Origin of the sequence: Bacillus sp. FJAT-26390, assembly GCF_001682865.1 — a bacterium.
GTDB lineage: Bacteria > Bacillota > Bacilli > Paenibacillales > Paenibacillaceae > Pristimantibacillus.
In genome coordinates this window covers 127,373-140,429 of record NZ_MAQX01000022.1, presented here as the reverse complement: position 1 = coordinate 140,429, position 13,057 = coordinate 127,373, and the positions used below count along the sequence as shown (strand labels likewise).

Genomic DNA, 13,057 nt, shown 5'->3' with positions numbered 1-13,057 from the left:
GAACAATTCCACTGTTAATTATATGGTTCGAATGCCTCTTTAACGACAATTTTCCCCATTTTATGGAGTTCCTGCCTAGTCGCCTTTACCATATGCCGCATACTGATCGGAGCTTGCTCTGAGGCAGCCATGAAAGCAGCCGACAAAACGATATTTTTAATATGGCCGCCGGATGCATCAACGCGCGATGCGAGAAACGGCAGGTCCAAATCAGGGTCAAGCGGCGCTTCCTTCGGCAGCAGTGAGCGAAAAATTTGCTCGCGCTGCGCTGCGTCCGGGAACGGGAACTTGACGATGACCTGCATTCTCCGCAAAAATGCCTCGTCCATATTTTGCAATAAATTCGTTGCCAAAATCGATACGCCGTCGAAGGTCTCGATTCTCTGCAGCAAATAGGCCGCCTCCATGTTCGCGAACCGGTCGTTCGAATCCTTAACCTCCGTCCGCTTGCCAAACAATGAATCTCCCTCGTCAAAAAATAGAATTGCGCCGCTATTTTCCGCTTCCGCAAACAGCTCCCGCAAGTTTTTCTCCGTTTCGCCTATGTACTTGCTCACGACGCGCGAGAGATCGATCCGGTAGAGCTCAAGTCCTAATTCTCCCGCCACAACCTCAGCGGCCATCGTCTTGCCCGTGCCTGGCGGCCCAGCAAACAGCATGCTTAAGCCTCTCCCGTAAGGCAGCTTTTGGCCAAAGCCCCAGCGATTAAAGACCGTTTCGCTATATTTATGTCTGCTGCAAGCATCCTTCAGCAGCTCAAGCGGCTCATCCGGAAGGACAAGATCCTCCCATTGCCGAATCAGCTTCTGCTTCTCCGCAAGCTCTGACAATCGATGCTGCACCTGCGACCTCGAAGCGGAAGCATAATCTTCAAGCGTCGGAGCAACGCGATTATTTCTGCGCGCCAGCCGCTCTGCTTGCTTGCTCATTCCCGCGATCTGCCCGGCGGTAAAGGCATATTTATCTGCCACGCGCTTAAGCAGCTCCTGATCCGCTCGTTCGTCACTGCAGCGCTGCCATAAAAGCAAGCGTACTTCTGCAGGAGGGATACGAATGTCCTGATTGATCAAAGCAGCTGCTTGAGGCAGCGGAAGCTGCGATGGACGTCGCTCCATCCTCGTCAGCCATAGCACTGCCGGCAGCCTAGATAATTCCGCATACGAGTTCATTGCCGCTCGGATCCGCTCTTGCTGCGGCGGCCATCCCTCTGCTGTTACAGCCTCGCTGTCGCCTTCGTCAAAGCAGAGCATTGCACCCAGAAGGAGCGCTTCGCGCACGATATGCTTAAGCTGCTCCTCCGCTGCATCGCCATCTCTTGTAAGCCTATCAAGCTTTACGAGCAGCAGCGGCTGCTCATGCGCTGCTGCCAGATGTCTGGCATGCAGCTTTTTTCCCGATCCCGAGGCGCCGCGTAGCTGAATAAACGGCAGTATTCCCTTCACATCTCGAGCACGTTCCAGTCGTACAGCATGCCTTAAGCTTTCTTGCAGCTCAAGATCAAATTCCAAATGGCGAGCCGGCTCATCGGTGTCATAAAGCTTGCAAATGGCAGCAATTCGCGAATCTAGCGATTCGGTTTCCAGCAAATAAGAAATGATGCGAGAATCCAGCCGCAGCGGCTGCTTGAGCGAGCTGCGCTCAGATGCGGCCGCCGCTTTATCGGACCGGAGCACGAATCTGCCAAGGGTCGAATAACCAGCGAGCATCGGACGCGCGAAGGAAATCTCCTCCTCCGAATCTCCGAGCAACCGAAGCGCAAGCTCAGCGGTAGGCATCCTTAAAGTCACATCATCATTTAAATAGCCGAACCAGCTTTCATAGCGGGAATCAAGCTCCGCGGCAAGGCAAAGCAGCACGCAGCGCCGCTCCCATGCTGAGAGCCCTAGGCGCCATGACAAATAAGCGAACGGGAGCCTTCTCCCTTCGCTTATGCTGCCTTGGATAATTAGCGCAAATTGCCGCTCTTCTTCCAGACGAGCCTGCCTGTATTCGGCAAGCACATCCTCATCCTCACGATATTCATTCTCTTGGAGCGAACGTTCGATATCCGCTGCACTAACGATCAGCCCGCGCATCGACATGGGGGTCTGTCCATCGATCTCCTTGCTCTCAAAATCGGCAAGAAGAAGACGCATCCCCTTCTCCAATACAGCCAGCTCGTCTAGTAAATAATCTTTTCCTGTTTCGTATATTCGCATGATGAATCACCCTTATCGGTAGGCATTGCGCTTAGCGGCGCATGAGGCAGAGAACCGCAATGTCGTCGGATTGAGGCGCTCCGTCCGCGAACATAAAGACATCCATTAACAGCGCATCAATAATTTCGGCGCTGGAGTAGCCCGACGTCTGTGATAAAAACTGCTGTAAACGATTCGTTGAATATTGCTCCTGAAGCGCGTTCTCCGCTTCGGTAATGCCATCGGTATAAAGGACGAAACGGTCGCCGCGGTCTAAAGCGATCGTTTGGTCTCTATAGGTAAATTCAGGGAAGGAGCCTAGCGGAATGCCCTTCGGCAGCTTAATCGGAAGCACCGTTCCATCCGCCTTCACAATATAAGGGGTGCAATGCCCGCCATCGCTCAATACGACTTCTCCAGTCGAAATATTCAGCACGCCGCATACGATCGTCGCAAACAGCTGCGCATTATCCGTGCAAAGCTCGTCGTTCACCTTCTCCAAGAGCTCGCCCGGCGATAGGTTCGAATTCATTTTCCCTTTGATTAACGATAGCGTCATCGCCATAAACAACGCAGCCGGAATCCCTTTATCCGATACGTCCCCAAGCGTAAAAAACAGATGCTCCTCATCGATTTTGAAAAAGTTATAGAAGTCGCCCCCTACTTCTTTCGCTGATTTCAGCAGCGCACAGACATCAAAGGGCTCATTCGCGGAGGGCATCGTTGTTGGAAGGAAGCTCAACTGGATGCTTCCTGCGATCTGGAGCTCATTCTCCAAGCGGTCCTTGAGCGCCGTTGCGATTTGCAGCTCGTTAACCGATTCCTCAAGCGCTTCGTAGAGCCTCGCGTTATCAAGCGCCAGCGCCAGCGGTCCCGCGAATTTGGTCAGCGTCTCGATATCGGAATCGCTGAACGGCGTTCCTCCGCTCTTCCCGGCAGCTTGCAGGACGCCAACCGTGCGGCCTCTCGCAATCATGGGGACGGTGACGGTTTCGCCTTGCGCTCTGCCGCTTATGGCGCGCGCCTCTAGCATTCTATTTTGTCCCAGAGCATCGTCGCCGTCATCTGCAAGCCCGACGGCTGCCTCCTCGGCAAAAACCAGCCTCTTAGCCGCTTCGTTCACCGAGTTTAGAAGCTCAGGCTTATGAAGCGAGGAGTGGACCTGCGCACTCAAATCAAACAGCATCTCCGCACGCTTTAGCTTAGCGGCAAGACGACGGTTGTGGATGAACAAATATGCCGCTGCACCGAGGCTCGCTGCACCGATAATTAAATAGATTACGGACAAGATCGGTACCGCCTTTCTAGCATCAGCTGAAAAGTCATTATGCGTTTGCTCCTAATTTCTCGAACGCCTCTTCACGCGTTGCCGCCATTTCCAAAATCGTCGTAAAGCCGGACATTTCGAACACATCGTACACTTGCTCTCCTAAGCATGCGCATACCATGCGGCCTTTGGAGGCTCTAAGCTTCTTAGCTGCCACGAGAATAACGCGAAGCCCCGCGCTGCTTATGTATTGCAGACTAGTGAAATCAAATATAAACTGCTGCTTTCCCTCGGCAAAAAGCGCCAGGAAGGCTTGTTCCGCCACCGTCGCATTGTTGCCGTCCAATCTTCCCTCTAACGGAATAATCGTTACGCCGTTTTGTTCTATTGCTTGTATATTCATTCTATTTATCCTCCCGCTTACCCGTGATCGTCATTATCTTCCTTAAAGCCAAAATGCTTGCGCATGCGAAAGCGATTAAGGCCTCCCGCATATTCATAATGAATGTCGTCCATTAATCGTTTGACAAAAAAAATACCCAATCCCCCGATTGGACGATCCTCCAGCTCAAGCTCTAGCAGCGCCAGCGGATCCGCTTCCTGCAATGGGTTAAAGGGTACTCCTCCGTCTTCTATTTTCACTTCGACACTGCTCGGAGACGCTTGGATCAAGACGGCAATATGATGCTCTCCTCCTGATGGGAAGCCGTAATTTACGATATTGACGACAAGTTCCTCACAGGCCAGAGACAGATCAAGAACCGTGCGCTCCGTCCAGCCAACTTCAGCTCCGATTTCTTCGAGCCCTTCATTCAAGCGCTGAAGCTCATCTATGCGATTGCAAAGCTTTATTTCACGATCGATGGGAAATTGCCAATCTTTAGACATTCACTACCCCCCAATTTGAATCTGACTTGTCCGCTCTGAGGCTCATAGGTTACAAATCTAGTAGTTCTACGAAATTTGTACGAATCCTGCTGATCCTGTCGAATAGATTCAAATGCCGCTTCGACATGCTCTTTTAAGGTTCGACAATGCCTTGCTCAAAGGCGTATCGTGTCAATTGCACCCGATTATCGAGATGTAGCTTTTGCAAAATGTTTTTGAGGTGGTTTTTGACCGTATGCTCGGATAGGCAAAGCTCGCCTGCGATCTCGCGGTTAGACGCTCCCGTCGCAACCCTCTCAAGCACCTCTTTCTCCCGTTCGGTCAGCGGAGTCGTGATCACGTCGGCATCCTTATGCAGCGATTGTAATTTGCTTGTAGGCCGCTTCGCCTCCTGCGGCTTGCTTGCCGAGAACTCCTGAAGCAAGCGGAAGGCCAGCTCCTTCGACATCGGCGCTTCATCCAGCGAAATCGCGCGCAAATATTCCATCCAAGCGGATGGCGCTAAATTTTTGAGCAGATAGCCCTGTGCTCCGCGCTTGATGGCTTCAAATAGATGCGTGATATCATCCGATACCGTAACCATTACAATCTTGAGCGATGGCATAAGAAGCTTCAGCCGCTGCGTCGCTTCAAGACCGCCCATGCCCGGCATATTAATATCCATGAGCACCAAATCAGGCTTTAATTGTTGAATGTCAGCTATCGCCGCTTCCCCGCTGTCGGCTTCCCCTACCACGTCAAAAGAGTTATCGCTCATCACAATATCGCGCATGCCTTCTCTTCCATGGGGATGATCGTCTACCAAAAAAACACGTACCTGAGCCGTTTGCCCTGTCATTTGGATTCGCTCCTACCGTTAATTTCGACTAGAGTGCCTTGCGGCTCCGCTTGCTGCAGCGTCACGCTCCAGCCCATGGCCTCCGCCCGATCGAGCATCATTCTGACGCCGTATTTTCCTTTTTCAAAAAGCTTCTCCTCGGCTGCGCCTATGCCATCATCATGAATGGAGCAGCGGAAGCTGCTTTTCTTCCCGTCAGGGCTGATCTTGCCTTCGCCTTGAATAACGATATGTTTTGCATTCGCGTGCTTCTGCACGTTCATAAGCGCTTCGCGCATAATGGCAAGCAGCTCTACCTTCTGCTTATAAGTGAGCAGACCATCCTGCACTTGCCAGTTCACCGTCGTTTGTATGCCGCATGTCTGCTCCATTTCTTCCGTTAAATGATGAATGCTCTGCATCCAAGACACATCCACGGGAAGAGGGGAATTGTGCAAATTAGCGATCGACTGCCTCACGTCATCATAGACATGCCGTACCGTCCTTCTAATCTGATCCGTCGTCTGCTGCGCATCCGCATCAGTCTGCACCCGCTCCAGCTTGTCCAGCTTAACCGAGAGCATAAACAGCGATTGCGAGATGCCGTCATGAAGCTCGCGCGCAAGCTGCTCCCTCTCCTCGAACGCAGCCTTAACAATTCGCTCACGCTGCAGCGTCTCCTGCATCTGCTCAAGCCTCGCAAACAGCGCCCGCAGCAGCGTAAGCGTAAGGAGAAACACGAATACTGGCGCAAGCAAATTGCCCAGCTCCATCGAAATAAACGGAAGCAGGAGCGAGTGGCGCAAATATTCCCACAAGCCAATCGCGACGGTCGGAATCCAGAGGATGAGCCATTTTAACCATTTATAAGACATGACCTACTCCTCCTAACTCTCATTAATCATTGCGGAATGGGATGAGATGCTTCGTTTCCGCGCCGCTCTGATCCGTAACGATAAGCTCTGCCGTCCATTCGCCGCGCGTTGGCAGCTCAACCTTGCTCGCAGCATAATCCGTCTCAATAAAACCCGGGAAGGATAAAAAATCCTCGCCGTTGTCTCCTAATAAATGCACCTCTATCGCCTTGCGCTGCGGATGATCTATTGATCTCAGAAGCAGTTGAACGGAGGTTGGAGCACCAAGCTGCTCTGGCAGCCATACCTTCAGCGAAATGCGGTTAGGCCCGGGTCCGTTTGGCGTAATCCCAATCGTGTAATGCATCTTCTCGCCCATTTGATGATAAGAAAACGGCTCAGTATCGGGAATAGGACTAACGTATGTAAAAACACTTACGATAATCAGCACCGTGCCCATTAATAGCCCGTCCAGCTTCAGCAGCTTGCCGCTTGGCAGCCTCCCATGCTTTGCTCGCCTATGCAGCAGAAATCCAGCGCATCCGATGAACAGAACCAATACCGCTTTGGCAAGCAGCATAAGGCCCCAATTCGTATAATACAAATAACGCCATGACGGCAGAAGAAGCACCGTCATCAGCGTTCCGCTCACCGTAAGCAGCAAGATGGTCAGCCACGCTATTTTCGTAAAACGTTCCGCAAATCTTCCAGCTTCCTTGCGGTCAGTCCGCCAGAACAAAAGCAGAAGCAGCAAGCCGCCTGCCCAGAGGGCAGAGCTTGCGATATGTATAAAATCGAGCACGATAGCAAACGTATTGTTCGGGAGCGCATTCACATGTCCGTTAAAGCTCTCCGTCGCTGCAAGCAGCAGTGCCCATATGATTTTGAAAGAATCATTTAATTTCAGAACGACAAACCCAAGCAGCGAAAGCACGATTAAAGCAAGCCATGATTGCCCGGTCGCCGTTTCCGTAAGCAAGCGAATCCATTCGCTTTGGTCGCCGCCTTCATAGCCTTTCAACAAATAGCTAACATGGACGAATACGAATACAAGGACAGCAAGCAGCAGTCCTCTCAGCGTGTAAATCCCCCATTTGTTCGCCAGCTTGCGCGCAGTGTCGCTTGTTTGGTCCGCAAACGCGATGGACCACAGCATAAAGCCGGCTGCCAGCATAAATGCGAAATAATAAACAGCTCGAACCACAAAAAATAAAACCTGCTGTACCGTAATCCCCTCTTCTATCGCGGCCGATTCCGAATGATTGTGGCCAACCTGCTTATGCGGATCAAAAGAGGTCTGACTGGCAGCCGGCTGCGCGAGCGCTTGCTGCGGCGGGATCAAAAGGGAAGAGAATAACGTGAGAAAGAGAACCAGCATCCCAAACGCTAAGTACGATAAGTAATTAATGCGCTTAAAGTATGTGGTTAGATTTGCGTTAGTTCGAAGTCGAATATTATCCAATGATGTCACATCCCTTTATGTCATTCAGCTCTAGTGTACTAGACCCATGCCAAAAGAACAATTCCATAAAATCGAGCAAATAAAGCCTCGCAAATTAAGTTATCGCGTATAGCAATATGCTTTAAAGCCCATTCTACAAATAAAACCGCAGCAGAAGGGGAGGGAATGACCATGATGGACAAGGATTATCGGATCGCCGAGCTGAATAGTCAAAGCGATGCGCTGGATGCTATCCGCAAGCTGGAGCAGCAATTGACTGAAGCCTATGGCTCGGATGTCGCGCTTATCGCTTATGCCGCTGAGAACGAAGAAGACAAGGGCTAGCTTTATTTTAAAAAAGAAAGGCATGTTCCCAGCAAGTATGCGGAGAGGGAGCATGCCTTTCTTTATTGTATTTTTCGTGCGAGAAAATCCGGCCAATACTCCTCCTCAATAGGTAGGCAACCTCTGCTCGTACCCCATACGTACACCCAGCCCGACACATTGTCCTTTTGGGCATCCGTTACCCAAACTCGTTCATAATCATTTTGCTCCTCGATGCCATAAAATTCCTCAAGCGCATCCATGGAAGCCAGACCGGCTCTATCGACGGTAATCCACTGACCGCGTATAATACTATTGCGCTGACTCGCCAATGCATCTCGAACGGCTGCCGGATAAGCACCGCAATCCACTAGCCTGCCGGAAATTTGACCCGTACTATAAGTATGGACAAAGCTTGATACGACATGGTGGTTGCTGTGCCCGGGAAGTAAAGTGCCGTATATAAACACGGATATTAGCTTTGTCATGCTTTTGCCCCTTTCCTATTAAAATGAATGGCTATTATAAAGATTAGTTAAATGAAAGGCGTATATGGACCATTCTCTTATGGAGGTGTTTTTTGCGCATGGCGACGCAGCAGCCTTACGGCGTTTATGGCTACCGTTTTCAAGATCCGCCGGAGCTTCCGATTTATCAGCTGTTTGCCACGGGTTATCAAGAAGTGACAGAGCAAGATTATTATTGGGATGGCATGAAAAGGATCGACGGCCCGCTTTATTTGTTCCAGTATACCGTATCCGGCTTCGGCCATTTCAGGCTTGGCGAGCAAACGCATGAGATTCATGCCGGAACCGCTTTTTTGGCAGAAATTCCGGGCGACCATCATTATTGCTTGCCGCGCGCAAGCGACCATTGGTCTTTTTACTTTGTATTATTCCGCCAGCAGCATTTGCATGCGCTATGGAATGAGCTGCTTCAAGCCGTTGGCGTCACACCGGCATTCGAGCCATCGAGCGCCGTCGTTCGCACGCTGCAGAGCCTATATGCGGAGGCGCGCAGCAACCGTATACGAAGCAGCTATCAAGCTTCTTCGCTTATTTATGGATTTTTGATGGAGCTGCTTCAATCGAGCACGGCGCAGCAGAAGGAGAAGGCGAATTGGCCGCAGCCAATCAAGCAATCAGCCGCTTTTATGGAAGCTGAGTTTCACCGGCTGCAAAGCTTGGACGATGTAGCCGGAGCAGCCGGGCTGTCTAAGTATTATTTTACGAGAATGTTCACTCAGACGACCGGGATATCCCCAATGGATTATGTGACGAAGCTTAGAATCGAAAAAGCCGTCCGGCTGCTTCGGAGCAGCTCTCTCTCGGTGGAGGAGATTGCCTATGCTGTGGGTTATGCGAGCGGCAGCTATTTCAGCAAAGTGTTCCGAAGCCGGGTCGGCTTCCCTCCTGCCGATTTCCGGTTAGCAAAGGAGCTTCCATCCATCGACCGTCTACAATTCGATTAGAGAGCAATATTTTACATATGATCGCAATATATTGTGCTAGTCACTGACTAACGTTTCGTTTTACGATTATCGCATAAAGCAATATTACGATAAGAGAGGACGAAATAATATGACTACACCATCCAAGCACCATCAATTTGCCGCTGTGCCGCCAATGGGCTGGAACAGCTGGGATTGCTACGGCGCCAGTGTTAGAGAAGATGAGGTGCGGGGGAACGCGGATTATATGGCCGAGCATTTGAAAGCATTTGGCTGGGAATACGTCGTAGTCGATATCCAGTGGTATGAGCCAGGCGCTAACTCCTCGCAGTACCGTCCTTTCGTACCGCTCGAAATAGATGAGTACTCCCGTCTGATGCCTGCAACGAACCGTTTTCCGTCCGCGGCCGGGGGACAAGGCTTTAAGCCGCTTGCGGATTACGTGCATGCGCTGGGACTCAAATTCGGCATCCATATTATGCGCGGCATACCGCGCCAAGCGGTCCATGCAGATACCTCTATCCTAGGAACGAATGCGACAGCGCGCTCGATCGCTCATCCAAACTCGATCTGTCCGTGGAATACGGATATGTATGGGGTTGATGCAGCCAAGGATGGCGCGCAGCAATATTACAATTCCTTGTTCGAGCTGTACGCTTCTTGGGGTGTGGATTTCGTCAAAGTAGATGATATCGCGGCATCTAGAATTTACGGCATACATTTGGACGAGATCAAATTGATCCATAACGCCATCGAGCAATGCGGCAGGCCGATGGTGCTCAGCCTCTCGCCTGGGCCGGCTCCCTTGGAGCATGCGGAGGCGCTGACTGCTCATGCGAATATGTGGCGGATGACCGATGATTATTGGGATCTATGGCATCTGCTGCACGAGATGTTCGAGCGTTGCGAAAAGTGGGCTCCGCATGTTGCGGAAGGGGCTTGGCCGGATTGCGACATGCTGCCGCTCGGCCACCTTGGCATACGCTCCGTCGACGGCGGAGGCAGCGATCGCTGGACAAGATTTACGCGGGACGAGCAGGTGACGATGATGTCGCTGTGGGCGATTTTCCGCTCGCCGCTTATGTTCGGCGGCGAAATGCGCGATAACGACGAGTGGACACTGTCGCTGCTTACAAACGAAGAGGTGCTGGCACTGCACCGCGGCGGCCGCGGCGCAAGCCAGCTTTTCCGGGAGCAGGAACGTATTGCTTGGACCTCCCGTGACGAGGAAGGCGCGCTTTACGTGGCGTTATTTAACGCGGGGGAGCAACCGGATACCGTTACGGTCACGCTATGCCAGCTTGGCTTAACCGCAGCTCCGCAAGTGCGCAGCCTTTGGGCACGCAAGGAGCTCGGCACATTAAACGAACTGTCCTTCTCGCTGCCTCCTCACGGCTCGCTTCTTCTTAAACTAACGTAATAGTTGGGGCTTAACTAACCTGTATATTTGGGTTTGCACGCCTAGGAATGTTACTTGTCCAACTTCTGCGCAGCCGCATTCGTCGCCTAGGGACTGCGCAGACAAATTCATTTAACTGGAATTCCTCCCGCTAAATTGACCTCTGAACCGTCTTTTTCTGCATTTACATGGAAATTCTCCTGCTAATTTCTCGTATTTCTCACCAGCTAGACGTTTCGCGGAAAATTAACAGGAGGTTTTCCAGCTATTTGGTCGGATGAGCTTCTTTCGGCGAAATTAGCGGGAGGTTTTCCTGTTAATCCAACAAAACTTACTCCAGCCTACGTAACTTTGAACTTTATCTAACAAACCTGCCGTTGGTCCCCCTGCTTCGGCAGGGGTGACAAACCTAGCAATGTTACTTGTCCAACGTCCGCGCAGCCGCAGCTACATTCCCGCCAAGAGACTGCACAGATAGACTCATTTAACGGGAATTCCTCCCGCTAAATTGACCTCTGAACCGTCTTTTTCTGCATTTACATGGAAATTCTCCTGCTAATTTCTCGTATTTCTCACCAGCTAGGCGTTTCGCGGAAAATTAACAGGAGGTTTTCCAGCTATTTGGTCGGATGAGCTTCTTTCGGCGAAATTAGCGGGAGATTTTCCTGTTAATCCAACAAAACTTACTCCAGCCTACGTAACTTTGAACTTTATCTAACAAACCTGCCGTTGGTACCCTTGCTTCGGCAGGGGTGACAAACCTAGCAATGTTACTTGTCCACCGTCCCCGCTGCCGCAGACATACTCAAATTGCCCGGTGAAACCACCTTTTTTCCGTACTTTCCCGAGAACTCTCCGCCCTCTCGTCCCCCTAAGTTTTGGTTTACCCGTTCCAATATGTTACAGTTAGTGTTCAAGCGCGTGAAGGGTCTAGCTTTTGCCGCTGGGCAAATGGACACCTCGCTTGGGAAGTTTCATCTCATTCCAAAACACAGAGGAGGTCGTTTAGTTATGGCAAGCCAAACAGGAGCCATCGTACAGCAATCCTTAAATGCTTTAATGGGTGACAACGCTTTTTTACCAAATTTGCAGAACCAAGCACGCGAGCAAGCCTTTCTTTCTCTTGCCGCCATTCTATCTACACCTAACAAAGTACATAAAGCCTTTTTGCGGATAACGGTCGACAACGGCGACGTCGTGCGCATTCCGGCCTATCGGATTCAACATAACGATACACTCGGGCCTTATAAAGGCGGCATCCGGTTCCACGAATCGGTAAGCGAAGATGAGGTAACGAATCTAGCGGCGCTGATGACGCTCAAAAACGCCCTGCACGAAGTGCCTTTTGGCGGAGGCAAGGGCGGTGTCATCATCAATCCACGTTCTTATTCTGCGAAAGAGCTTTATCTCATTTGCAAAAAATATGTGCAGTACTTCAGCGACGTGCTGGGTCCGGACAAGGACATTCCAGCTCCTGACATGGGCACCGGCGAGCGCGAAATGGACTGGATGATGGCTGAATACAAAAGCATTCATCCCGGCCACCCCTACCTCGGCAGCTTTACCGGCAAAAGCGTCATCAACGGCGGCTCGCTTGGCCGCAGAGAAGCAACCGGCAAGGGCGTCTATTTCACCTTCCGCTATATGCTGCATGATTTCCTTAAGGCGCAAAGCAGCTGGCTAGCAGGCAGCACGAATCCGTTCGTGCAAACCGCGCTCGCGCATGCGGACAAGCCGCTGTCGATCGCGGTGCAAGGCTTCGGCAACGTAGGCTCCGTCGCAGCGCTGGAAGCATATAAATGCTCTTATTTGCACAATAAAGTAGTTGCCGTAAGCGACCGGAACGTCACGCTCTACAATCCAGACGGACTGTCGATTCCAGCTTTGCTCGAGTATGCGGTGCAGCATCAGGGAGACTTGCCTGTAACCGAGGCTGCACTAGCAGAGCTCGACCTAAAAGCGCAAGTTCTCGGCCGCGAGGAAGTGCTCTACTTGGACGTTGATGTGCTTATTCTTGCGGCGCTGGAGGAGCAAATCCATAAAGACAATGTCGAGCGTGTAAAAGCGCCCATCGTCGTTGAAGGCGCGAATGCTCCTGTCACCGGTGAAGCGGACGAGGTACTGACGGCTAAGGGAACGATTATTATCCCGGATATTTTAGCTAACGCCGGCGGTGTAATCGTCTCCTACTTTGAATGGCTGCAGGGACGGGAAACGCAGTTTTTCAGCGAGGAGCAGGTCTATAAGATGCTCTATGATAAAATGCAACGAACATTAAACGGCATCTTGCCAGCCTTTTTCGGCGATCCCCTTCCGCTTCGCCAAAACTGCTACAATCACGCCGTCATGAAGCTCTCCACCGTGCTTTACCGCCAAGGCAAGCTTTATTAATAAGCGGCAGCCGAGCAAAAAAGGGCAATCCCAGGCAGCGATAAGCTGC

The 13,057-nt window shown here is 51.4% G+C and carries 12 protein-coding genes; 4 read left to right on the top strand and 8 right to left on the bottom strand.

Annotated elements, in window-relative coordinates; genetic code table 11:
* Positions 1-14: 14 nt before the first annotated feature.
* The 7 genes from A7975_RS17850 to A7975_RS17820 form a co-directional block, all read right to left on the bottom strand.
* Entirely contained in the window at positions 15-2,198 is a 2,184-nt protein-coding gene (locus A7975_RS17850) for an AAA family ATPase (RefSeq protein ID WP_065386018.1), read from the bottom strand.
* Positions 2,199-2,229: 31 nt separating this feature from the next.
* Positions 2,230-3,465 carry a PP2C family protein-serine/threonine phosphatase gene (locus tag A7975_RS17845; RefSeq protein ID WP_065386017.1) on the bottom strand — a complete coding sequence of 412 codons (1,236 nt, stop codon included), beginning with the start codon at positions 3,463-3,465 and terminating at the stop codon, positions 2,230-2,232.
* 37 nt (positions 3,466-3,502) lie between these two features.
* A complete protein-coding gene (locus A7975_RS17840) occupies positions 3,503-3,847 on the bottom strand; it encodes an STAS domain-containing protein (protein WP_053374607.1) in 345 nt (114 codons plus the stop codon).
* Positions 3,848-3,864: 17 nt separating this feature from the next.
* Positions 3,865-4,332, bottom strand: coding sequence for an ATP-binding protein (locus tag A7975_RS17835; protein WP_053374606.1), 468 nt, complete (start codon positions 4,330-4,332; stop codon positions 3,865-3,867).
* A gap of 133 nt (positions 4,333-4,465) precedes the next feature.
* On the bottom strand, positions 4,466-5,170 hold the full coding sequence (locus A7975_RS17830) for a response regulator (RefSeq protein WP_053374605.1): 705 nt from the start codon (positions 5,168-5,170) through the stop codon (positions 4,466-4,468).
* Positions 5,167-6,024, bottom strand: coding sequence for a sensor histidine kinase (locus A7975_RS17825; protein ID WP_053374604.1), 858 nt, complete (start codon positions 6,022-6,024; stop codon positions 5,167-5,169). Before A7975_RS17825 ends, A7975_RS17830 begins: the two co-directional genes overlap by 4 nt.
* A 22-nt stretch (positions 6,025-6,046) precedes the next feature.
* A complete protein-coding gene (locus tag A7975_RS17820; protein WP_065386016.1) occupies positions 6,047-7,465 on the bottom strand; it encodes a copper resistance D family protein in 1,419 nt (472 codons plus the stop codon).
* 171 nt (positions 7,466-7,636) lie between these two features.
* Between A7975_RS17820 and A7975_RS34245 the strand changes: the two genes are divergently transcribed.
* The gene (locus A7975_RS34245) at positions 7,637-7,789 is read left to right on the top strand and encodes a hypothetical protein (RefSeq protein ID WP_176707759.1); all 153 of its coding nucleotides are present in this window, start codon (positions 7,637-7,639) and stop codon (positions 7,787-7,789) included.
* 62 nt (positions 7,790-7,851) lie between these two features.
* Here the strand turns inward: A7975_RS34245 and A7975_RS17815 are convergent, their stop codons facing one another.
* Positions 7,852-8,256, bottom strand: coding sequence for a gamma-glutamylcyclotransferase family protein (locus A7975_RS17815; protein WP_065386015.1), 405 nt, complete (start codon positions 8,254-8,256; stop codon positions 7,852-7,854).
* Positions 8,257-8,354: 98 nt separating this feature from the next.
* Between A7975_RS17815 and A7975_RS17810 the strand changes: the two genes are divergently transcribed.
* From A7975_RS17810 to A7975_RS17800, 3 genes are all read left to right on the top strand, one after another.
* Positions 8,355-9,239: a helix-turn-helix transcriptional regulator gene (locus A7975_RS17810; RefSeq protein WP_065386014.1), complete on the top strand. Its 885-nt coding sequence runs from the start codon at positions 8,355-8,357 to the stop codon at positions 9,237-9,239.
* 109 nt (positions 9,240-9,348) lie between these two features.
* Positions 9,349-10,638, top strand: coding sequence for a glycoside hydrolase family 27 protein (locus A7975_RS17805; RefSeq protein WP_065386013.1), 1,290 nt, complete (start codon positions 9,349-9,351; stop codon positions 10,636-10,638).
* A 990-nt stretch (positions 10,639-11,628) separates the two neighbouring features.
* The gene (locus A7975_RS17800) at positions 11,629-13,008 is read left to right on the top strand and encodes a Glu/Leu/Phe/Val family dehydrogenase (RefSeq protein WP_065386012.1); all 1,380 of its coding nucleotides are present in this window, start codon (positions 11,629-11,631) and stop codon (positions 13,006-13,008) included.
* Positions 13,009-13,057 lie beyond the last annotated feature (49 nt).

Excerpts from the sequence above, each read along its gene's own strand:
- A7975_RS17850 (WP_065386018.1), bottom strand. The coding sequence starts at position 2,198 with ATGCGAATATACGAAACAGGAAAAGATTATTTACTAGACGAGCTGGCT.
- A7975_RS17840 (WP_053374607.1), bottom strand. The coding sequence starts at position 3,847 with ATGAATATACAAGCAATAGAACAAAACGGCGTAACGATTATTCCGTTA.
- A7975_RS17835 (WP_053374606.1), bottom strand. The coding sequence starts at position 4,332 with ATGTCTAAAGATTGGCAATTTCCCATCGATCGTGAAATAAAGCTTTGC.
- A7975_RS17830 (WP_053374605.1), bottom strand. The coding sequence starts at position 5,170 with ATGACAGGGCAAACGGCTCAGGTACGTGTTTTTTTGGTAGACGATCAT.
- A7975_RS17825 (WP_053374604.1), bottom strand. The coding sequence starts at position 6,024 with ATGTCTTATAAATGGTTAAAATGGCTCATCCTCTGGATTCCGACCGTC.
- A7975_RS34245 (WP_176707759.1), top strand. The coding sequence starts at position 7,637 with ATGATGGACAAGGATTATCGGATCGCCGAGCTGAATAGTCAAAGCGAT.
- A7975_RS17815 (WP_065386015.1), bottom strand. The coding sequence starts at position 8,256 with ATGACAAAGCTAATATCCGTGTTTATATACGGCACTTTACTTCCCGGG.
- A7975_RS17810 (WP_065386014.1), top strand. The coding sequence starts at position 8,355 with ATGGCGACGCAGCAGCCTTACGGCGTTTATGGCTACCGTTTTCAAGAT.
- A7975_RS17805 (WP_065386013.1), top strand. The coding sequence starts at position 9,349 with ATGACTACACCATCCAAGCACCATCAATTTGCCGCTGTGCCGCCAATG.
- A7975_RS17800 (WP_065386012.1), top strand. The coding sequence starts at position 11,629 with ATGGCAAGCCAAACAGGAGCCATCGTACAGCAATCCTTAAATGCTTTA.